This window comes from Herbiconiux sp. (assembly GCF_004297105.1).
Classification (GTDB): domain Bacteria; phylum Actinomycetota; class Actinomycetes; order Actinomycetales; family Microbacteriaceae; genus Herbiconiux.
In genome coordinates this window covers 419,696-439,455 of the sequence record NZ_SCVE01000018.1, presented here as the reverse complement: position 1 = coordinate 439,455, position 19,760 = coordinate 419,696, and the positions used below count along the sequence as shown (strand labels likewise).

The window sequence follows — 19,760 nt, the reverse complement described above, 5'->3', positions numbered from 1 at the left end:
GGTGTCGTCTTTCTGTGTGAGTTCTTGGTCGTTCTCACTGACCATCGCACGATGGCTCACCCCGTCGCGGTCACGACGCCGCGGGCCCGAAAGACCACCACCCCGCGGGACTCCGGCGGCGGTCAAGAACTTCCTCGAACAATACGGTGAGGAACAGGGCTGCACGACGGTGCTGCTCGACAACACCACTGAGAGCAATCTCGAGAGTCAGCGTGCCGCGGTCGAGAACTGGGTTACCCAGGGCGTCGACTCGATCCTGCTCTGGCCGGTCGATGAATCCGCATTCACGTCCCTGCAGAAGCAGGCCCAAGACCAGGGCATTAAGTGGCTCACCTATGCAAGCCCGATGGAGGGCGAGGACGGCGGTGTCGGTTTCGACAGCGATGAGAGCGGTCAGGCAATCGCCGATGAGATGTCGGCCTGGATCGCCGAGAACTACCCTGATGGAGATGTCTCCGCGGCGGTGACCGAGATCACTGCGCTCGGTACCCTTTCGGGCCGTTGGGAGAAGCCAGCAGCGCAGCTTGAAGCCGATGGCATCGAGGTCGTGTCGCAGCAGAACTGCGCGGATCAGGCCTGTGGCCTGCAGATCGCGGAGGACGCACTACGGGAGAATCCGAACCTCAGAGTCTTCATTGGCGTGAACGACGACGTAGCGCTCGGCGCGAAGAAAGCGTTTGATAATGCAGGGATTGACCCGGAGACAGTCTTCATCGCGGGTTCCGATGGTACGCCTGATGCACTCGCCGCGATCAAGAATGGCGGCGCATTCCGCGTGACCGCCGCGATCCCTCCGGCCCCATTGGCTGACGACATCCTTCAGGTGTCGCTCGCAGCGATCACAGGAGAGGGCGAGACGAATCGTCAGACGCCTCCAGTGTTGGTTCGCCACGGCGACGACGCCACAATCGACGAGCTCCTGGCTCAGTTCGACTGATTGAACAAAGGTACAACCCATTTATGAGCGAACAGCAGTCCAGCCTCGTCGTTACTGATCTGTGGAAGAGCTATGGATCGAATACGGTGCTGAAGGGTGTTGACCTCGAGCTCCGAGCAGGGCGCGTTCACGCTCTGCTCGGAGCGAATGGCGCAGGTAAGTCCACCTTGCTCAGCTGCCTGAGCGGGGCGGCGAGACCCGACAGCGGCGACATCACGGTCGCCGGGACCGTGCATGCGGGATTCACCCCACTCCAGGCATTCGACGCGGGCATCGCGATCATTTACCAGCACTTTCAACTCATCGGACCGCTCTCAGTGTCCGACAACGTATTTCTGGGATCCGAGCTCAAGACAAACCTTGGGCTCACAGACCGTGCACGTCAGGAGGCCGAAACCCGAGAGGTCTTCAGACTCCTCGGCTTGGACGTGGACCCGAAGCGCGCGGTCGAGACGCTGAGCGTCGGTGAACAGCAGATGGTGGAAATAGCCCGAGCCGTCCGGCGTAAGCCATCGGTGCTCATCCTTGATGAGCCAACGGCGGCGCTCGGTGTGCATGAAGTCGATGCGCTCCTCGCGTTGGTACGTCGACTCGCACGCGGCACCGGGATCTCGGTTGTCTACGTGTCTCATCTCCTCGGAGAAATTCTCGAGATTTCCGACGATGTGACGGTTCTGCGCGACGGGGAGGTGCTCTGGTCCCGCGCACGTGCGGATATCGGCCTGAGCGACCTCGTTGACGCGATCTCGCCCGATCGTCGTGAGCAGCAGCAAGGCAACAGAGCGCTGGATACCGCTGTCAAGATCGAATTTGAACAGCTGTCAGGGGGGTTCACCGGACCGATCGACCTCGCGCTCCGAGAAGGCGAGATCGTTGGTGTGTTCGGCCTGCTTGGCTCTGGGCGCACGGACCTGCTTGAGACCATTGCGGGGGTGCGTCCGCGTGCAGGTGGCACCATCAGGCTCGGTGGCAAGCCGGTTGATCACAGGTCGCCCCGTGCCGCGATCAGTGCAGGTATCGCGCTCGTTGCCTCAGACCGCAAGGAGCAGTCGCTCTTCGGTGAAATGGCCGCTGTCGACAATCTCCTTATGCCGCACCTGAGCAAACTTGCGAAGGGTATGCGTAATCGTGCAGGGGAACTCGCTGAGTTCGCAGATGTCGCCGGTCGCGTTGGTCTGGTCCCGAACAACCCGCTGTTGCCGGCGGACAGCTTCTCCGGCGGGAACGCGCAAAAGATCGCAGTCGGCAGGTGGGCCGCCGGGTCGGCCGATGTTCAGGTGCTGCTCCTCGATGAGCCAACGCAGGGCGTTGATGTCGGCGCTCGAAGCGACCTATACGACCTGATCCGGGGTGTTGCAGAAGCGGAGAGTATGGCGGTGATTTTTGCATCGAGCGATCCTGAGGAGATCGTGGCGCTCGCCGACCGTGTCATCGTCTTGGTCGACGGGGAGGTCCGATATTCCGGTCCTAACGAACTCGATGAGGCGGAGCTTACAGCGCTGGCTCAGCCTGAATCCACTGAAAGGAACGTATCAGTATGAATGCGCTACAGCCCAAGAGCCGAACTTCTGTGCTGATCGGATTCGTTGATTGGATAATGCCGCTCGCGTGCGCAGTGCTCATGGTCTACTTTGCGTTCGCGACGAAAGCTTTCTTCACATTCGCGAATATCTCGACGGTTATTACTCAGAATGCGCCGACCTTCGTCGTCGCTGGTTTTGCCGGAATGCTACTGATGAGTGGATACGTCGACCTGTCGGTCGGATCCATGATGGCGTTGAGTGGCGTTTCGGCCGCTATCGTTTTCAATTCGGCCGGAGTCGGCGCAGGTGTGGTCACCGGGCTCGCGGTCGGCTTGCTTGTTGGCGTCGTTAACGGCATTCTCATAGGCGTGCTGGGGCTGTCCCCGATCGTGGTGACGCTCGGAGGATTAGCAGGCGGGCGTGCCATGGCACAGTTCCTTGCTCCCGATTCTATTTTTGGGTTCCCGCCCCCAGTTGGTGCCTTCGCGAACACGAGCTTCCTAGGTATCACCTACGTCGGATGGGTTGCGATTATTGTGTCGCTCATTCTCGTGTTCGTGATGGGCGCGCTCCCGATCGGGAAGCGCATACAAGCCATCGGTGTGAACCCTCGCGCATCATTCCTCGTGGGGATCCGGGTCAAATGGACGGTCGTCGCGCTTTACGCCGCTGTCGGCCTTGCCGTTGGTATCGCCGGCTTATTGCAGGTTGCTCGACTCGACAGCGCTCCGTCGGGCACTCTCGGGTTGGGCTTCGAGGTGACCATTCTTACGGCGATTCTGCTCGGCGGTATTCCCTTCACCGGCGGTCGCGGAAGTATCTGGCGAGTCCTGATTGGCGTATGGCTGCTTGCCATTCTCAAGAACGGTCTCACTCTGATGAATTTCGGCCCGGAAGTGGCTGGCATGGTCACCGGTGGCGTGCTCGTCGTCGCAGCTGGCCTCGAAGCGCTCACCGTCTGGCTCCGGCGCCGAGCGTGATCTTCACTACTCGAAAGGTATTAACATGAATCAGCAGCAAGAGATCGTCTGGTCAACCGCGGATGATTTGGCAACCGCTGTCATTTCGGGTGATTTGCGTCCGAGCGAGATCGCCGAAGCATTCATCGAACAGATCGAGACCACAAACCCCTCGGTAAACGCGTACATCTACTTCGAGGCAGACGAGGTCCGGGAAGAGGCGAAGCGGCTTGACCAGCAGGTTGCGGAGGGAAAAGGGAAGACGAAACCCATCCTCGGCGTGCCGTATGCGATCAAAGGCACCACTTCGATGCAGGGTTACCCAATGGATCTCGGTCTTGAGGCTTTTCGAGGACAGACCGCGGATTATGATGCAGTGGTTGTCAAACGCCTGAGAAATGCTGGTGGACTTTTTCTCGGTCGCACGAACTTCCCCGAGACTGCCTACGCGAGCTTCAGCGACAATCATGTCTACGGCCCGACACACAACCCGTGGGTTCCGGGTCACAGTGCCGGGGGCTCGAGCGGCGGGTCGGCCGCGGCTGTTGCTGCAGGTATGGCGCCACTCGCGGAGGGCGGTGATGGCGGCGGCTCCATCCGCATCCCGGCCTCGCTGTGCGGTGTTTACGGATTCAAACCGAGTGGTGGACGCATCCCTCACAGCCTGAAGGCGAGCCGTTACAACCCCTGGATCTGCCATGGGCCGCTGACTCGCACGGTGAAGGACGCTGCTCTCATGATGAACGTGATGGTCGGTCCGGACGCTGAGGACCCGACGAGCTTGCCGTTTGATGGCGTCGACTATGTTGCGGAGCTTGATCGACCGCTTAAAGGTCTCAAGCTGGCTTGGTCCCCGGACCTTGGTCTGGGTCCCGTCGACCCGGAGGTGCTTGCGGTGTGTTTCGATGCGCTCCAGGGATTCGTTGAGCTCGGTGCTGAAATAGTGGAGGATCGACCGAATTGGGGTGACCCGGAAGAAGCCTTCTGGGCGGGTGTGTTCGCACCCGGATGGGGTGAGGAATATGCGCTTCTCGACTGGGAGTCGTACCGCGGTCAGATCGACGACAATCTCATTGATATGATCCAGTACGCGCTCAACGTCTCGGGCCGGGAACGCGCCGACGCAGCGAACTTCCGCGGCAAAATGTGGGATGAATGGGCGCGTTTTACTTCGGAATACGACCTGCTCATCACCCCGACGCTCGCCGACACGGCGATTCCACACGGGATGGTGACGCCTGAGCGGCTCCAAGGTTCGTCGACTGGGCACCAGATCTTCGGCTGGTTGTTGACCTATCCCTTCAACACGCTGCTCACCCCGTCGGCCTCCGTGCCTGCGGGTTTCACTCCCGGCGGCAAACCCGTCGGGCTGCAGATCTCGGGTGGTCACCTCGCCGATGCGCTCGTGCTCCGAGCTTCGCACGCATTCGAGCAAGTGCGGCCATGGGCGCACCTGCGGCCCGAGCCTTGGGGGGTCGAGTAATGCCGGCGCCGGTGTCAATGGGCCATGGCGTGCTGCGCGCGCCGGATGCGCTCCACTTCGGGGAAGGAGCGCGAGTCTCCATCGCGCCTGCGGTGGAAAAGTTCGGGCGTAGACTTGGCGTGATCGTGGACGCGTTCTTCCTCGATTCCCCGGAGTTCCTCGAGGTGCTGAAGTCGCTCGATGACCGAGGTATTGAGTACAGGACTTTTTCGGATGTCGTCCCTGAGCTTCCGCTCGATTCGGTGGAGATTGCTGCGGCCCGCTTCTCCGGTCTGGAACCAGATGCTCTTCTCGCCTATGGCGGGGGGAGCGCCATCGACCTTGCGAAGCTCGTTGCGCTCAGGCTTGTCACTTCCGAGCCTCTCGCCGAATTCTATGGTGAGAATCGGGTAGGCCGCACGGTGCTGCCTCTTATCGCAGTCCCCACCACGGCCGGTACTGGGTCTGAAGTGACATCCGTCGCGGTGGTCTCCGATCCCTCGCATGCGCTGAAGGTGGGAATCTCCGATCCTGTCCTAATTCCCAGAGTGGCAATCGTCGACCCTGAACTGACGCTTGGGGCGCCGCCGAGCATCACCGCGTACTCCGGTATCGATGCACTTGCGCACGCGATCGAATCGCACACCGCCCGGGATATGCGGCTGGACTGGTCGAAGACGTTGCCCGTTGCGACCGGGGCTAACCGGCTGAACTCCGGGTTCGCTCTCGGAGCGATCGGAGCGCTCGGAGCGAGTCTGGTCGATGCGTACCGGGATGGCGGCGACCGAGCTGCCCGCCGGAACAATGCCTACGGCGCGACACTCGCGGGCATCGCATTCAGTAACGCGGGGGTGCATCTCGGCCATGCCGTTCAGTATCCGCTCGGGGCGCTCACGAAAACGCCTCACGGTATGGGAACTGGGCTGCTGCTCCCATATGTCATGCGGGCATGCATGCCATGGCGAGTCGAGCGCCTCGCTGAGGTTGGAACGGCACTCGTCCCTGCGATGACGGGGACCGCTGAAGAACGGGCGGAGGCTGCGATCAGTCGTGTCGCGGGGATCACTCGGGCTATCGGGCTGCCTCGCTCATTGCGCGAGATGGGTGTAGCCAAGTCGCAGCTTGATGAGATCGTCGAGAAGAGTCTCGGCATTGCCCGGCTTATAGGAAATGCTCCGTTCGAGGCGAACACGGAGATTGTGGGAGAGATCGTCAGGAACGCATATGTTGGGGGTGCACCCTGACTCGACCGTAGACGGGTCAGCGCAGACTGGTTAGGGGCAAGGTCGGGGCTCATCCACGACAGTGAAGCGCCCTGGGTCTGATGGAGACTCGCGCTATTTGATTCCGATCAGCAGATTGCGGTCGTTAGGGACAGCATAGAACGCGTTCTCGAACTCGACGGGCGGTAGGTCGCCGAGGTATCCGTGGAGGCGTTGCGTGTTGTGCCAGTGCACCCAGCCGAGCGTCGCGAGCTCGAGATCCTCAACGGTCTTCCACGGCCCTGAGCGGGCGGGTCCGCGGACGAGTTCGGCCTTGTAGTAGCCGTTCACCGTCTCGGCCAGGGCATTGTCGTAACTGTCGCCGACAGTTCCAATCGACGGCGTGGCGCCGATCTCGGCCAACCGTTCGCCGTAGCGAATCGACGTGAATTGAGAGCCCGCGTCGCTGTGACACCGCAGATCCTGATGGTGAGCACCGCGCGACCAACGCGCCATCTCGATCGCGTCGAGGACCATCTCGGTGCGCATGTGCGACGCGACTCGCCAGCCCACGATCATGCGAGAGAACACGTCGACGATGAAGCATACGTAGGCGACGCCGGCCCACGTCGGCACGAACGTCAGATCGGTGACCCAAAGCCGATTCGGCGCCATCGCGGTGAACTCCCGTTTCACGAGGTCCGGGTGCCGCGCCGACGAAGGATCCGGCCGTGTGGTCTTCACCCGCTTCGATCTCCTCGCACCTTCGACCCCTGCGACGCGCATCAGCCTCGCGGTCTGGTCGCGGCCGATCATGATCCCCGCGCGGCGGGCTGCCTTCCAGAGCTTGCGGACCCCATAGACGCGGTAGTTGCTCTCCCACAGGTCGACCAGTTGCGGGATCAGTTCCTCGTCACGCAGCGCACGGGCCGAGGGCGCACGGGTCTTCGCGGCGTAGTAGCTGCTCGGAGCCACCTGCAACAGTCTGCAGATGAGCTCGACTCCGAGCCTGCGACCGTCGACGACGTCATCCTTGTTCGCGTCGATGAACGCGACTACTTCCGGTAGTGGCGGTCGAGCTCCGCCCCGAAGAAAGACGCCGCCCGCTTGAGCACCTCGTTGGCCCGGCGAAGCTCCCGATTCTCTTGCTCGAGCTCTTTCACCCGCTGCGCCTCCACCGAGCTCACACCGGGGGCGACACCGTCGTCGACGTCGGCCTGCTTCACCCACATCCGCACGGACTCGACCCCGTAACCCAGCTGCGTCGCGACCCGCTGCACCGTTCCTTGCGTGAAGCCGAGCTCAGCGCGCAGCGTTCTTACCATCCGCACCGCGGCGGCCTTCTCCTCGCTCGAGTAGCGACGCGTCGTCGGCTTCCCCGACGCCAGTTCCTTCGGCATAACCCCATCCTCGTTTCCAAGATCAGGAGCCTCCAACAAACTCAGGGCGCTTCAAATGGATGATGCATCCGTTCTTAGTTCGAGTCTAGCCAAACCTTCAAATGGGGTAAGGAACGCCTACCGCTCCACCGCTGCGTCGACGTTCAATCCGATCATTCGGCCTTGATGATGAGCGTCTTCACCTGCGTGTAGTCGAGGATTGTGTCTGCCGCCATCGTTCGTCCGAAGCCGCTGCGCTTGTACCCGCCGAACGGTGCGCCGATGACATCGGTCGAGCCCATGGTGTTGACGTACACCTGACCGGCCTGCACGCGCCGGGCGGTGCGCACAGCGGTGCCGACGTCGTGGGTCCAGACCGAGGCGACGAGACCGTACTCCGTGCCGTTGGCGACCGAGACCGCCTCTTCGGCGCCGTCGACCGGCAGCACGGCGAGCACTGGCCCGAAGATCTCCTCCTGTGCGATTCTCATCTCGGGCGTGACGGAGTCGAAGATGGTCGGCTGCACGTAGAAGCCCGAGTCGAACTCGGCACCGCTCGGGCGCGAGCCGCCGACGACGACATCGGCGCCCTCTCCCCGCCCTACGTCGAGGTATCCGAGTACGCGATCCTGCTGGCGGGCGTTGATCAGCGGTCCCATGTCGGCACCGGAGTCCCAGCTGCCCATGCGTAGGTTCGCCACCCGCTCCGCTACTCGATCTACAAGCTCGGCGTGACGCGACCGATCCACCACGACCCTGGTGCCCGCGGCGCAGACCTGGCCCGCGTTGAACGTCATGCTCGTCACGATCGCCGGGACCGCGCGAGAGAGGTCGGCGTCGCCCAGCACGACCTGCGGCGACTTTCCGCCGAGCTCGAGGTGCACCGGGATGAGGCGTCGGCTGCAGGCCTCCATGACGCGCCGTCCGGTGTCCGGCGATCCCGTGAAGCTCATCCGCCTGATGCGCGCGTTCTCCGGCAGTGCGGCGCCCGCTTCGGCGCCATACCCGGTGACCACATTCAGCACGCCGGCCGGGAGCCCCGCCTGCTGCGCGAGAGCTGCCAGGTAGAGCACCGTCAGCGGGGCGTCCTCGGCGGGTTTGACGACGATCGTGTTACCGGCCGCAACGGCTGGGGCGACATCCGCCGCCATCAGTTTCCCGGGCACGTTCCACGGGATGATGCTGCCGCACACGCCGTACGGTTCGCGCAGGGTCATCCCGAGCGCGTCGGGGTGGTGCGAGGGCAGGGTGAGGCCCGCGACCTTGTCGGCGGCACCGGCGACGTACGCGATCGTGCGCGGAATCGGTGAGGATCCGAGCAGCGGGCGCCCGACCTCGAAGGCCTCGAGAGCGTCGAGGTCGCTCGCGCGCTCGCGGCAGAGTTCGGCCCAGCGGTGGACCAGTTCGCCGCGCACGGTCGCCGACTCGTCTCGCCAGGCCGGGAAGGCTTCCTCGGCCGCCCGAGCGGCGTCGTCCACGTCGGTCGCGTCGCCCCGGGGGACCGTGGTGATGACGGTTCCGGACGACGGGTCGATCACGTCGACGACTTCGCCCGTGCGCGCCGGCACCCACTCGCCTCCGATGAGATGCCGGCCGTTCGGCAGGGAGGTGCGCTCCCAGGGATTCGAGGGCGCGTCGTTCGGGATCATGGTGTGCTCCTTCTCTTGAGGCCTGACGTCATGTGCTGAGAATCGCCGTGGCATTGGCGGAGACGATGCCGCCCTCTGCGTGGAGGAGTGCGGTGCGCGCCCCCGCCACCTGGTTGACCGCGTCACCCGACAACTGCCTGACGGCCTCGGTGACGTGGTGGATGCCGGCGGCGCCGCCGCAGTGCGCGTGCGAGAGCAGACCGCCGTGCGGGTTGACCGGGATCCGCCCATCCATCGAGATGCCGCCATCGGCGACGAATCGGGGCGCGGTGCCGGGCGGGCAGATACCGAGTTCCTCCATCTCCATGGCGACGGTGATGGAGTAGGAGTCGTAGATGAGGGCGACGTCCGCGTCCGTCGCGGTGAGCCCGCTGTCGGCATAGCAGCGCGCGCCGGAGAGCCCCGCTCCCGTGGTACTCAGGTCGCCGGCGAAGCTCACGCTGTCGTAGCGGTAGCCCTGTCCGCAGCCGAGCATCGCCACCTCGCGTCGCCCCGCGCCCGCGCGGCCGATCACGATCGCAGCGCCGCCGTCGGAAATGGGGCTGCACTCCAGCAGGTGTAGCGGGTCTGAGACCAGTCGCGACGCCCGCACATCCTCCACGCTCAAGGGTGTCCGGTAGACGGCCGCCGGGTTCGTCGAGGCATTCTGTCGGAAGACCGGAGGGATCACCGTAAGAGCGTCCTCATCGAGCGAGAAGCGCGCGAGATAGGCGCTCGCCAGCAACCCGTACGCCGAGACGTTCATCATGCCGAAGGGCTGTTCCCACAGCGGGTGGCGCATGCGCGCGAAGCTCTCAACCGACGAGCTGCGATCCTGCCCGGTCCGCGGGGTGTCGGCGAACGCGACGAGCACGGCGCTGCAGCGGCCGGACTCCACGAGTGACAGAGCCTCGTGCACCGCGACGATCGCCGCTGCGCCTCCGAGCGCCACCGTCGACGCGTGCGTCAGCTGCTCCGAAATGCCGAGGTACTCGGCGAGCGCGAGCGCGTGTCGCGAGAACCCGTCGACCATCGGCGGGTTCACGAGCACCCCGTCGATGCGGTCGAGCGCGATCCCCGCATCGGCGCAGGCCGCTAGTGCAACCTCTGCGGCAATATCCAGCGGCGTACGGTCGGGGAGTTTGCCCAGCGCGCTGTCTGCGACCCCCAGAATCGCTGCGCGGCCGGTGCGGTCAGCCATTGCGATCCTCCTTCGGCTCGATGACGGGAAGGTGTCTGCCGCCCCAGTCGCGGAAGACGATCTGCACGGGCGCGCCGACGGGCAGCACGGTCGGGAGCCCCGCGATGAGGTGGCATCCTCGCGCGATCTCGGCCACTCCGATGGAATAGGGAGGCGGGAACTGCGGGTACGTGGTGGAGCGGACCGTGGTCGCCGCGGTGAGCCGCGCGGCCCCGTCGTGCTCGCGCCAGCCAAGCCCGCGGTCCTCATGACAAGAGCGGCACACGGCGGAGGGCGGGTGCTGCAGCGTGTCGCAGCGCTCGCAGTGCTGCAGCAGCAACAGCCCCCGAGACACCGCAGCCCACCAGTGGGCGGCATACCGGTCCACGATCACATCCTTTCCTGGCGTCCGACAATGGAAGCGCGCGTCATCACCACAGCGACCGTTCGACCGTGATACGGCGGGGCATGCCGACGGGCCACGTGACGCCCGTCTCGTCGAGGCGCGCCAGGTCGTGCTCATCGAGACCGATGCCTCCGAGAACCTCGGCATTGTGCGCCCCGATCGACGGCCACACGGCACACAGGCGCGGGGGTGTGCGTGAGAGCCGGAATGGTGCGGCCTCGAACCGGTAGTTACCGAGATCCGGATGCTCGAGCGTCTGGAACATGGCCCGGTGCCGCAGCTGCGGATCGGCCTCCAGCCGGTCCTCGGGCGACTGGACGGCCCCGGCCGGCACCCGCGCCGCCTGCAGCAGTTCCATCACCGTCCACTTGTCTCGCTCGGCGGTCCAGGCGCGTATCCGCTCGTCGATCTCGTCCTGTCGGCGCGCGCGTCCCTCGACGTGGTCGAGCTCGGTATCGTCGAGCCAGTCGTCAGCTCCGATCACCCGGCAGAGCCGTCTCCACTGCGTGTCGGTGAGCACCGTCACGGCGCAGTAGTCGTTCTGGTCGCCGCCGGCGGTCGGGTACACGTTGTAGGGCACCCCGGCCTCACCGCGGAAGCACGCGATCTCCTCGTCGGCGTCGATGGTGCGGGCGCCGACGCGCACCGGCAACGAGTCGAGTAGTTGTGCGGCCAGCAGCGACGGGCCCTGAAACGCGAGGCCGGTTTCGACCTGGGCGAGCTCGACCTCCTGGCCCTCGCCCGTGCGATCGCGATGCCACAGGGCACCGAGAGTCGCGACCGTGCCCACCGCTCCCGCGATGACGTCCATGAACGACCATCCCCACCCCGCGGGCTGGCGATGCGGCAGGCCCGAGACGGCGGTGAGGCCGTTGAACGCTTGCGCGGTCGGGCCCCAGGTGACGAACTCCTCGTACGGGCCAGAGTGCCCGAATCCGGAAGCGTTCACGTAGATGATGCCGGGGTTGATCCGGCGCAGTTCGGCGTAGTCGAGCCCCCAGCGTCGGAAGACCGTGGCCGAGAAGGATTCGACGACCAGGTCGCTCTCGGCGAGCAGCTGACGCACGATGCGCATGCCCTCCTCGGACCTGGCATTGAGGCTCAGCCCCTGCTTGCCGATGTTGAGATTCGCGAAGAACGGCCCGTTGTCGAGGCTTTTCGCCTGCTCGCCCGCGCGGTACATGGTGGTGCGCATGGGATCGGCGTGCGCGGGCCACTCGACCTTGATCACGTCGGCGCCGAGCGCCGCGAGGGTGCGAGTGATCGTGGGGCCGACGACGCTCCACGAGAAGTCGAGCACGCGCAAGCCGTCCAGGGGCCGCGCGGCGTCGTTTCCCGGAGACATCGGCAGGTCGCCCAGCCAGCCGGGGGCCTCGGAGTCCCAGACGCAGTCGTGTTCGCCGAGCAGGGGCGGGCGGGCGGGCGGGGTGGCCGGCGAGCCGTGCAGCCGAAACGGCACTGCCGGGGCGAGCCAGGTCGCTCCGCGGTCGCGGTCCACCACCGGGACGAATGCGCCGCGCGCCGAGAGGTGCGGGTCGGCGAGCAGCTCCTCCGGACCGTTCACGACGGACCATGGGAGCCGGCGCCGCTGCGCCTCGCGGAAGAGCACGTCGGCCGGCTGGGTGCGGCAGAAGTCGCGGATCACCGCGACGATGTGGTCCATGTGCTTGGAGCGCTCGGCGAGGACACGGTACCTCTCGTCGTGCAGGTCCTCGGCCATGCCGTGCGCGCCGAACCACTCGACCATCGCGCGGAACCGGCTGTCATCGAGGTACAGCGGCAGACAGCAGAAGTACTTGCCGTCGGCGGTGGGGTGGTTCCACGGCGGGCTGGGGTAGGGGCGCGCGTGCCTGCCGGTGGCTCGCCGTGGGTTGATGTGCTGCGCCTCCCAATAGGTGTTGGCCATCTCCGTGCACACCGCCAGCACGTCGTGCTCGGCGACGTCGACGGACTGGCCCAGTCCGGTCCTGCCGAGATCGCGCAGGGCTGCGAGCACCGCGATTGCCACGGTGACGCCGCCGATGTGGCCGGTCTGCCCGCCCGCGGGAGCGATGGGGGAGAGATCCTCCTCGTCGTCGTACCCACAGGAGGCCATAACTCCGCCGAGCGCGAGCGAGACGAGGTCGCTGTCGAGAAAGCCGGACCACGGTCCGTCGTCACCGAACGCGCTCACACGGCAGTACACCGACTGCGGGCGGGCAAGGTTCCAGTCGTCCCGCGCTGAACTCGGAACGAGCGGCTCGTCGAGGCCGTCGAGCAGGATCACGCCGGGTTCGATGAGCGCGTCGAGGGCGGCCCTGCCCCGATCGTCATCGAGGTCGAGGATCGTCGACGACTTGCCCGCCGAGTAGTACCAGTGCGAGATGCTGCGCTCCTCCGCCGGGCCGTCGGCGGGGGCCAGTGCGCCCTGGTGGCGCTCCGATGAACCCGCCGGCGGCTCGACGACGAGCACTTCTGCGCCGAGCAGGGCGAGCAGCTGGCCGGCGACCTGCACCGATCGGCGAGAGCCGACCTCGAGTACGCGGATGCCGTCGAATGAGGATGTCATCGTCGGCCTCCTCAGTCGTTCCAACGCGGCGACGTGGTGCGCGGCGGGATGAGCGTCTGATTCAGCCAGATGACCCTGGGGCCGCCTGCGGCGGCGCACTCCGTGAGCAGGTCCCGGAGCGACCCGTCGTCGATGCCGTCCATGCGATAGCTCGGGATCCCGAAGCTCTCCGCCAGCGCTGCGAAGTCGGGTCGGGCGAGATCGACGCCGCGCTCCTCGTCGCCGTCATGGATCTGGTCGTAGCGGAGCATCCCGTACCCGCCGTCGTCGACGATGAGCAGGGTCACCGGCAGGTTCTCCTGCACGAGCGTCGCCAGTTCTCCGAGACCGTACATCACGCCCCCGTCGCCGACGATCGCGAGTGTGGGACCCAGGTTCGCCGCGGCCGGTCCGATCGCAGCGGGAAGCCCGTAGCCCAGTGTGCCCCATCCGATCGGGCACTGGATGCGCCGCACTCCGGGGACGCGGGCGTAGGCGTTCACCCAGTACGCGCCGATCGCCATGTCGCAGACGATGCGCCCCCCGTCGGGCCAGCCCGTCTCGACCGCGGATACGAGTGTCATCGGAGAGGTGGTGCGCGGGTCGTCGATCAGACCGGCGCGCACCCCCTCACGCAGGGCCGGCACATCGGCCCACGCTCCGTCTCGCCGCCGCAGCAGCGGCGTCAGGACCTCGAGGGTCGCGCGCGCGTCGGCCACCACGAGCGCATCAGGCTGGTAGTCCTTGGCGGCGTCGGCGGCATCCACGTTGATGGAGACGAGCTTCGGCGGGCGCGGCATCGTCCAAGCCTTCGTGCTGATCGCGTCGAAATCCGATCCGACGCCGAGGAGCAGATCGGCCTCGCGCAGCAGGTCGGCCACCGGGGGCTCGTGCGCGGGATAGCTCACCGAAGAGGCATGATCCGGCGGCAGGATTCCTCGCCCGCCGTACGTCGTGATGACCGGTGCGCCCAGGGCATCCGCCAGGTTCGCGACCTCGTCCCCGGCGTCGGACGCCACGGCACCTCCACCGACCCAGATCACGACCTTCTCGGCCGCGTCGATGGCCTCGACCGCGTCACGCACTTCGGCCTCCGCGGCGCCGGCGCGCTCGAGCGCGGCCGGATGGGGGATAGGGGGGCACGGCATGTTCAGCACGTCGAAGGGGACGTCGAGGTAGACGGGACCGCGCGGGAAGGTCAGCGCGAGGGCCACGGCCTCCGGCAGCACCTCCGCCACCTCCTGGGGTGTGCGCGGTCGGTAGACCGCCTTGCTGATGGTCTCGAAGATGGCCGCCTGATCCGGTGACTCGTGCAGCAGCCGGCGGCTCTTGCCGGGTTTGCGCTGCTGAGAGGAGACCTCGCTCGCGATCAGTAGGACGGGGCTGCATGAGAACCAAGCTTCGCCGAGGGCACCGGCGGCGTTCGCCGCGCCGGGGCCGGTCGTCGTCAAAGCGACGCCGAGCCCTCCCGAGGCACGGGCGGCGCCGTCGGCCGCGTACACCGTCGTCTGCTCGTGGCGCACGCCCACGATTCGCGGGCGTCCGGCGCCCAGGTCCCGCCAGAACGGCAGGTTATGGACGCCGGGAAGCCCGAAGAGTTCCTGCACGCCCAGCTCGCCGAGCAGGTCGAGGATGCGCGCGGCGACGGTGAGTTCGGATGTCGACTCTGACACGGGACCTCCAGTAGATTCAGCCGGCCACCTGACCGGTCATCGTCAGCCTGCATTCGCACGGCCCACGCGAACCAGGGTCTCGTCTCGAAGTATCAGATACCCGCAACAACCGAGGTCTTGTTCATATAGACGAAATCTCGCCGCCTGTCGCTGGTTCGGTGCCGCGGACCGTTCGAGCATTGCCGACGCAGGCACCGGCGCCTCGAGTGACACCGAAGTCACCGCCGGGCGAGAGGAGTAGGACGATGATCTCCACCCAGGTCGGACGGGCACCGCGCGTCGGGACGGCTTCCGGCGAGCGTCTTCGGGCCGCCCCTCGAGTGGTGCGGGGCAACGGGTTCGCGGTGGCGGCCGCTGCCTTTCTCGCGTGCATGGTGGTCGCCGCGATCTTCGCGGAGTGGGTCGCGCCGTACGATCCGATGACCATCGACGTGGCCCGGGCAGGACAGGGCCCGGGCACACCGGGTCATCTTCTGGGCACCGACTCCCTCGGCCGCGACGAGCTCAGCCGACTGATCTTCGGCGCTCGCATCTCTCTCACGGTTGGCGTGCTGAGCGTTGCGGGATCCGTTCTCATCGGGGTGACCCTGGGATTGATCGCCGGCTACTACCGCGGGTTCGCGGACTGGCTCATCATGCGGACCGTCGACCTCCAGATGGGGCTTCCGTCGCTCCTGATCGCTCTCCTGGCCCTCTACGTACTCGGGCCCGGCATCCTCAATGTCGTCCTCGTGCTCGCCATTACCCGCTGGATGGTCTACGCGCGTCTCGTCCGCGGGATCATGCTCTCGATGCGGGAGCGCCAGTTCTTCGAGGGCATCGTTCAACTGGGAGCGAGCGATGCACGCGTCATCATCCGCCACGCGCTGCCCAATGTGCTGCGGTCGGTGGGCGTGCTCGCCACGCTGGAGATGGCGATGATGATGCTCCTCGAGGCCTCGCTCGACTTCCTCGGACTGGGGGTGCAGCCGCCTACCGCGTCATGGGGATTGATGCTCTCCGAGGGCAAGAACTACATGACCACGGCCTGGTGGCAGGTCACGCTTCCCGGCATCGCGATCGCGCTGACCGCCCTCAGTCTCAACATCCTCGCCGCACGCATCGGAGCCTCCGGTGGTCGCAGCGGCCGCCGGATGCCGCTCCCGAAGGCATCCGGCGTCTGATCCCCGTCGCCGCAGTGATACGACGACGACGGTGTCGCTTATCCCATCCTCTCGAGAAAGGTTCATCGATGAGTTCTTCTCACACCCTGCGAACGCGCCGTCCGGCGGTGCGCGCCCTCCGAATGCTCGCCGCGGTTATCAGCGTGGGAGCCGTCACCGCGCTCAGCGCCTGCGCGCCGCCGGGCCTCGACGAATCCGGCGGCACGCAGGAGCGCGTGACCGTCTCGCTCGCGCAGGAGCCCCGCTCGATGGGGAGCTGGGCGGCGGTATCTGACGAGGGATCGCCTTGGATCTACAACATCGAGGAACCCCTGGTGATGCGCGACGCCGAGACGGGCGAGGCTCTCCCCGGGCTCGCCGTGAGCTGGGAGCAGACCGACCCGACCGCGTGGACGTTCCAGTTGCGCGAGAACGTCACGTTCCACGACGGTACTCCGTTCGACGCCGAGGTTGCGGCTGCGGCCCTGAACTGGACGTGGAAGCCAGAGAACAACTACCCGCTGCTGCAGTTCATGGGCCCCCAGATCACGGCCGAAGCGTCGGGCGAGCACGAACTGGTGATCACCACACCCGAGGAGGATCCGATTCTCCCGTCGCGTCTCTTCTTCAGCCCGATCTTCTCGCCGAAGACGCTGGAGGACGGCACTTACGAGACCACGCCGGTCGGCACCGGTCCCTACTCGTTCGTCTCGTGGGAGCGCGGACAGTATCTCGACGTCGAGGCGAACCCAGACTGGTGGGGCCTCGAGGCCGACTCCGATCAGACGGCTCTGACGGTGCAATCGGCTCGGTTCGCCTTCAACGCCGACCCCGCGGTGCGCGCGTCCGCGGTGCAGGCCGCGAACGCCGATATCGGGGTGCAGCTGCAGCCCGCCCAGTGTCTCCCGGCGTGCGCCAAGACCGGCTCCGTCGAAACGATCCTGCTGCGACTCGACGCGGAGACGAACCCCATGCTCAAGGACGTGCGAGTGCGCCAGGCGATCGCCGAGGGGCTCGACCTCTCCGGCCTCGTGGAGCAGTACGTGCCGGAGGGGGCACGCGCGTCCCAGCTGATCCGCGAGGGCGTCACGGGGTACAACCCCGATCTCGAGCCGTATCCGCACGACGTGGAGCACGCCAAGGAGCTGCTCGACGAGGCTCGCGCCGACGGCGTGGACCTCAGCCTTCCACTGCGGGTGGTCGCTCGGACGGGCTTCGTGGACCAGGGCGGAGAGATCATCCAGGTGCTCCAGGCGCAGCTCGCCGAGCTCGGGTTCGACGCGACGTCCGCGCTGACCGAGAACTCGCAGTTGCAGGCAGGATTGCGCGAGAAGCCGGCATCGCCCGACCGCGGGTGGGTGCTGCTGTACTCCCACAGTAATCAGCTCGGCGACATGTCCGCGACCACCGGGTGGTTCACGTGCGATGGGTCTGTCTCGACGATGTGCGACCCTGAGCTCGACGCGCTCACCGAGCAGGCGATGGCGACCAGCGGCGACGAGCGTCAGGAGCTCTTCGCCGCCGCGGCCGAGCGATTGTGGGGCGACTACTCGGTCATCCCCGTGGCGCAGCCGGCCCGGTTCAACGCCATCTCGGAGTCCATCGACTGGGAGGCCCGCAATGACGGCCTGGTGCTGCTGACCGAGATCACACGAGGCGCGTGAGGAACGGACGTATGACAACCATCGAGCGCACCAGGACCGCCGAGGAGCGGTCGTCGGGCACGTCGGTCTGGCGCACCATCAGGCTCTTCTGGGCCGACTCCCTGATAGCCCTCGTCGTGAAGCGGCTGTTTGCGGGTGTTGCCACCGTGTTGGTGGTGCTGGCAGTGGTCTTCCTGATCAGCAACGTCATCGGCGACCCGGCAGTGCTCATGCTGCCGCCGGAGGCCACGGCGGAGCAGGTGGAAGCGCTCCGCACCGAACTCGGGCTGGATCGCCCGCTGTTCGTGCAATTCGCCGAGTCGTTCTCGGGGTGGATCACGGGCGATTTCGGGGTGTCGACCTGGCAGGGCATGCCGGCCCTGCCGCTCGCCATCGAGTCGTTCGCGAAGACCCTCTATCTCGCGGAGGTGACCCTGATCGTAGCGGTGCCGCTCGGCGTGATCTTCGGGCTCGCTGCCGGCCGGCGACCCAACTCGTGGGTCGACCGCCTCATCACCTCGATCTCGGCGCTCGGCGTCTCGATGCCGACGTTCTGGCTCGGTCTGCTGCTCATCCTCGTGTTCGCGGTCACGCTCCGTTGGTTCCCGACGAACGGCTACGGGGGGCTGCACTACGCCGTGCTGCCCGCCTGCGCGATGGCACTGCTGCCGCTCGGGCGCATCGCCCAGATCACCCGGTCGTCGGTCGCCGACGAGATGGGCAAGCTCTACGTCACGGCCGCCCGCACGCGCGGGCTCGCCGAGGGGGCGATCGGCAGACAGCACGTGCTGCGCAATGCCGCCATCCCCGTCTTGACGCTGATCGGCAGCGAGGTGGCGTCGCTGCTCAACGGCATCGTGATCATCGAGGTGATCTTCGCGTGGCCCGGCATTGGCAGCATGCTGATCACCTCGATCCAGCAGCGTGACCTTCCCCTCATCACGGCGAGTGTGGCGGTGATCGCGGCCGTCGCGGTCCTCGTCAACCTCATCGTCGACCTGGCCTACCTGTTCATCGATCCGAAAGTGAGGCGATGATGACCTCTCCTGCCATGACGGCCTCCGAGCCGGTGCCGTTTCTATCGATCGAAGACCTGCACGTGCGGTTCGATAGCGCACGCGGAGTGGTCCATGCCGTTCGGGGGGTGAACATGCGGGTCGGGAAGGGCGAGAGGCTGGGGATCGTCGGCGAATCCGGCTCCGGCAAATCGGTTACGGCGCACACGATCCTGCGGCTGATGCCCGACGCGCAGATCTCGGGCCGCATCATGATGGGCGACAAGGATCTGGTTTCGGCGAGCAGCTCCGAGATGCGAGGCATTCGAGGTCGGAAGATTGGCATGGTGTTCCAAGACCCGATGACGTCACTGGACCCGGTGCGCACAATCGGCAGCCAGGTTGTCGAGGCGGGGCGCCACCGCGGCCTCGGGCGTCGCGAAGCTCGGGCGGAGGCCATCGACCTGCTCGGGAGCCTCGGCATCCCGCGCCCGTCGGACCGCTTCGACGAGTACCCCCACCACTTCTCGGGCGGGATGCGTCAGCGCGTGGTGATCGCCGCCGCCCTCATGGGGGCGCCCGAGCTGCTGATCGCCGATGAGCCGACGACGGCGCTGGACGTTCGACTGCAAGCTCGACTGCTCGACATGCTGTGGGTGCTGTCGCAGGAGCGGGACATGTCCGTGATGCTCGTGTCGCACGACCTCGCGCTCGTGGCCGGTTTCGCCGACCGCGTGGCCGTGATGTACGCGGGCGCCGTGCAGGAGAGCGCACAGGTGGATCGGCTGTTCGATCGCCCGGCCCATCCGTACACCGACGGGCTTATCTCGTCGGCGCCCCGGCTGGATGCATACGACCACCCGCCGCTCGTGCCGATCCCGGGCTCGCCGCCGCCCCCGAGCGTGCGCATGGCGGGTTGCCGGTTCGCTCCGCGCTGCCCGCGCGCCGCTGCGCTCTGCCGAGAAGAGGAGCCCGCACTGCTGCCCCTTGCCGACCAGTCGGATCACCGGTCGGCCTGTCATTTCGCCGAGCAGGTCCAGGCCCACGGGCCGATCCCCGCCGCTTCCGTCGCCTCGACATCGCACAACGGATAGGAAAACCCAC

15 protein-coding genes and 1 other annotated feature are annotated in these 19,760 nt (G+C 66.2%); of the genes, 9 read left to right on the top strand and 6 right to left on the bottom strand.

Annotated features, from left to right (window positions below):
* The 5 genes from EPO52_RS15600 to EPO52_RS15580 all read left to right on the top strand — a co-directional run.
* Window positions 1–937 (top strand): sugar ABC transporter substrate-binding protein (locus EPO52_RS15600; RefSeq protein ID WP_290808258.1); only part of this gene is annotated, 937 nt, incomplete at its 5' end.
* A gap of 23 nt (window positions 938–960) precedes the next feature.
* Window positions 961–2,478 carry a sugar ABC transporter ATP-binding protein gene (locus tag EPO52_RS15595; RefSeq protein ID WP_290808257.1) on the top strand — a complete coding sequence of 506 codons (1,518 nt, stop codon included), beginning with the start codon at window positions 961–963 and terminating at the stop codon, window positions 2,476–2,478.
* 29 nt (window positions 2,479–2,507) lie between these two features.
* Entirely contained in the window at window positions 2,508–3,440 is a 933-nt protein-coding gene (locus tag EPO52_RS15590) for an ABC transporter permease (protein WP_290808255.1), read from the top strand.
* A gap of 25 nt (window positions 3,441–3,465) precedes the next feature.
* The gene (locus EPO52_RS15585; RefSeq protein WP_290808252.1) at window positions 3,466–4,902 is read left to right on the top strand and encodes an amidase family protein; all 1,437 of its coding nucleotides are present in this window, start codon (window positions 3,466–3,468) and stop codon (window positions 4,900–4,902) included.
* A complete protein-coding gene (locus EPO52_RS15580; RefSeq protein ID WP_363340591.1) occupies window positions 4,863–6,125 on the top strand; it encodes an iron-containing alcohol dehydrogenase in 1,263 nt (420 codons plus the stop codon). Before EPO52_RS15585 ends, EPO52_RS15580 begins: the two co-directional genes overlap by 40 nt.
* A 93-nt stretch (window positions 6,126–6,218) precedes the next feature.
* Here the strand turns inward: EPO52_RS15580 and EPO52_RS15575 are convergent.
* From EPO52_RS15575 to EPO52_RS15550, 6 genes are all read right to left on the bottom strand, one after another.
* Window positions 6,219–7,483 (bottom strand): IS3 family transposase gene (locus EPO52_RS15575; RefSeq protein ID WP_290808249.1). Its coding sequence is split into 2 segments (ribosomal slippage): window positions 6,219–7,180 and window positions 7,180–7,483, totalling 1,266 coding nucleotides; the frame shifts between segments, so codons are not numbered across the junction.
* Window positions 7,050–7,184: a sequence feature (AL1L pseudoknot), on the bottom strand. (Overlaps the previous gene by 135 nt.)
* A 152-nt stretch (window positions 7,484–7,635) precedes the next feature.
* Complete coding sequence (locus EPO52_RS15570; RefSeq protein WP_290808246.1) at window positions 7,636–9,111, bottom strand: aldehyde dehydrogenase family protein; 1,476 nt, start codon at window positions 9,109–9,111, stop codon at window positions 7,636–7,638.
* Between the two features lie 28 nt (window positions 9,112–9,139).
* Complete coding sequence (locus EPO52_RS15565; RefSeq protein WP_290808244.1) at window positions 9,140–10,291, bottom strand: thiolase family protein; 1,152 nt, start codon at window positions 10,289–10,291, stop codon at window positions 9,140–9,142.
* Window positions 10,284–10,658 (bottom strand): zinc ribbon domain-containing protein, encoded by a 375-nt coding sequence (locus tag EPO52_RS15560; RefSeq protein ID WP_290808242.1) that lies wholly within the window; start codon window positions 10,656–10,658, stop codon window positions 10,284–10,286. Before EPO52_RS15560 ends, EPO52_RS15565 begins: the two co-directional genes overlap by 8 nt.
* Window positions 10,659–10,701: 43 nt before the next feature.
* A complete protein-coding gene (locus tag EPO52_RS15555; protein WP_290808239.1) occupies window positions 10,702–13,224 on the bottom strand; it encodes a CoA transferase in 2,523 nt (840 codons plus the stop codon).
* A gap of 11 nt (window positions 13,225–13,235) precedes the next feature.
* A complete protein-coding gene (locus EPO52_RS15550) occupies window positions 13,236–14,876 on the bottom strand; it encodes a thiamine pyrophosphate-binding protein (protein WP_290808236.1) in 1,641 nt (546 codons plus the stop codon).
* Between the two features lie 245 nt (window positions 14,877–15,121).
* On the opposite strand from EPO52_RS15550, the gene EPO52_RS15545 reads away from it, so the two are divergent.
* The 4 genes from EPO52_RS15545 to EPO52_RS15530 all read left to right on the top strand — a co-directional run bounded on the left by EPO52_RS15545 (window position 15,122) and on the right by EPO52_RS15530 (window position 19,750).
* Complete coding sequence (locus tag EPO52_RS15545; RefSeq protein WP_290808233.1) at window positions 15,122–16,039, top strand: ABC transporter permease; 918 nt, start codon at window positions 15,122–15,124, stop codon at window positions 16,037–16,039.
* 68 nt (window positions 16,040–16,107) lie between these two features.
* On the top strand, window positions 16,108–17,682 hold the full coding sequence (locus EPO52_RS15540) for an ABC transporter substrate-binding protein (protein WP_290808230.1): 1,575 nt from the start codon (window positions 16,108–16,110) through the stop codon (window positions 17,680–17,682).
* Between the two features lie 11 nt (window positions 17,683–17,693).
* Window positions 17,694–18,698, top strand: coding sequence for an ABC transporter permease (locus EPO52_RS15535; RefSeq protein ID WP_290808228.1), 1,005 nt, complete (start codon window positions 17,694–17,696; stop codon window positions 18,696–18,698).
* A complete protein-coding gene (locus EPO52_RS15530) occupies window positions 18,695–19,750 on the top strand; it encodes an ABC transporter ATP-binding protein (protein WP_290808226.1) in 1,056 nt (351 codons plus the stop codon). The genes EPO52_RS15535 and EPO52_RS15530 overlap by 4 nt, the downstream gene beginning before the upstream one ends.
* The last annotated feature ends 10 nt before the right edge of the window (window positions 19,751–19,760 follow it).

Coding starts and splice junctions, on each gene's coding strand:
- EPO52_RS15570 (WP_290808246.1), bottom strand. CDS start 9,111: ATGATCCCGAACGACGCGCCCTCGAATCCCTGGGAGCGCACCTCCCTG.
- EPO52_RS15580 (WP_363340591.1), top strand. CDS start 4,863: ATGGGCGCACCTGCGGCCCGAGCCTTGGGGGGTCGAGTAATGCCGGCG.
- EPO52_RS15585 (WP_290808252.1), top strand. CDS start 3,466: ATGAATCAGCAGCAAGAGATCGTCTGGTCAACCGCGGATGATTTGGCA.
- EPO52_RS15555 (WP_290808239.1), bottom strand. CDS start 13,224: ATGACATCCTCATTCGACGGCATCCGCGTACTCGAGGTCGGCTCTCGC.
- EPO52_RS15565 (WP_290808244.1), bottom strand. CDS start 10,291: ATGGCTGACCGCACCGGCCGCGCAGCGATTCTGGGGGTCGCAGACAGC.
- EPO52_RS15545 (WP_290808233.1), top strand. CDS start 15,122: ATGATCTCCACCCAGGTCGGACGGGCACCGCGCGTCGGGACGGCTTCC.
- EPO52_RS15595 (WP_290808257.1), top strand. CDS start 961: ATGAGCGAACAGCAGTCCAGCCTCGTCGTTACTGATCTGTGGAAGAGC.
- EPO52_RS15530 (WP_290808226.1), top strand. CDS start 18,695: ATGATGACCTCTCCTGCCATGACGGCCTCCGAGCCGGTGCCGTTTCTA.
- EPO52_RS15535 (WP_290808228.1), top strand. CDS start 17,694: ATGACAACCATCGAGCGCACCAGGACCGCCGAGGAGCGGTCGTCGGGC.
- EPO52_RS15540 (WP_290808230.1), top strand. CDS start 16,108: ATGAGTTCTTCTCACACCCTGCGAACGCGCCGTCCGGCGGTGCGCGCC.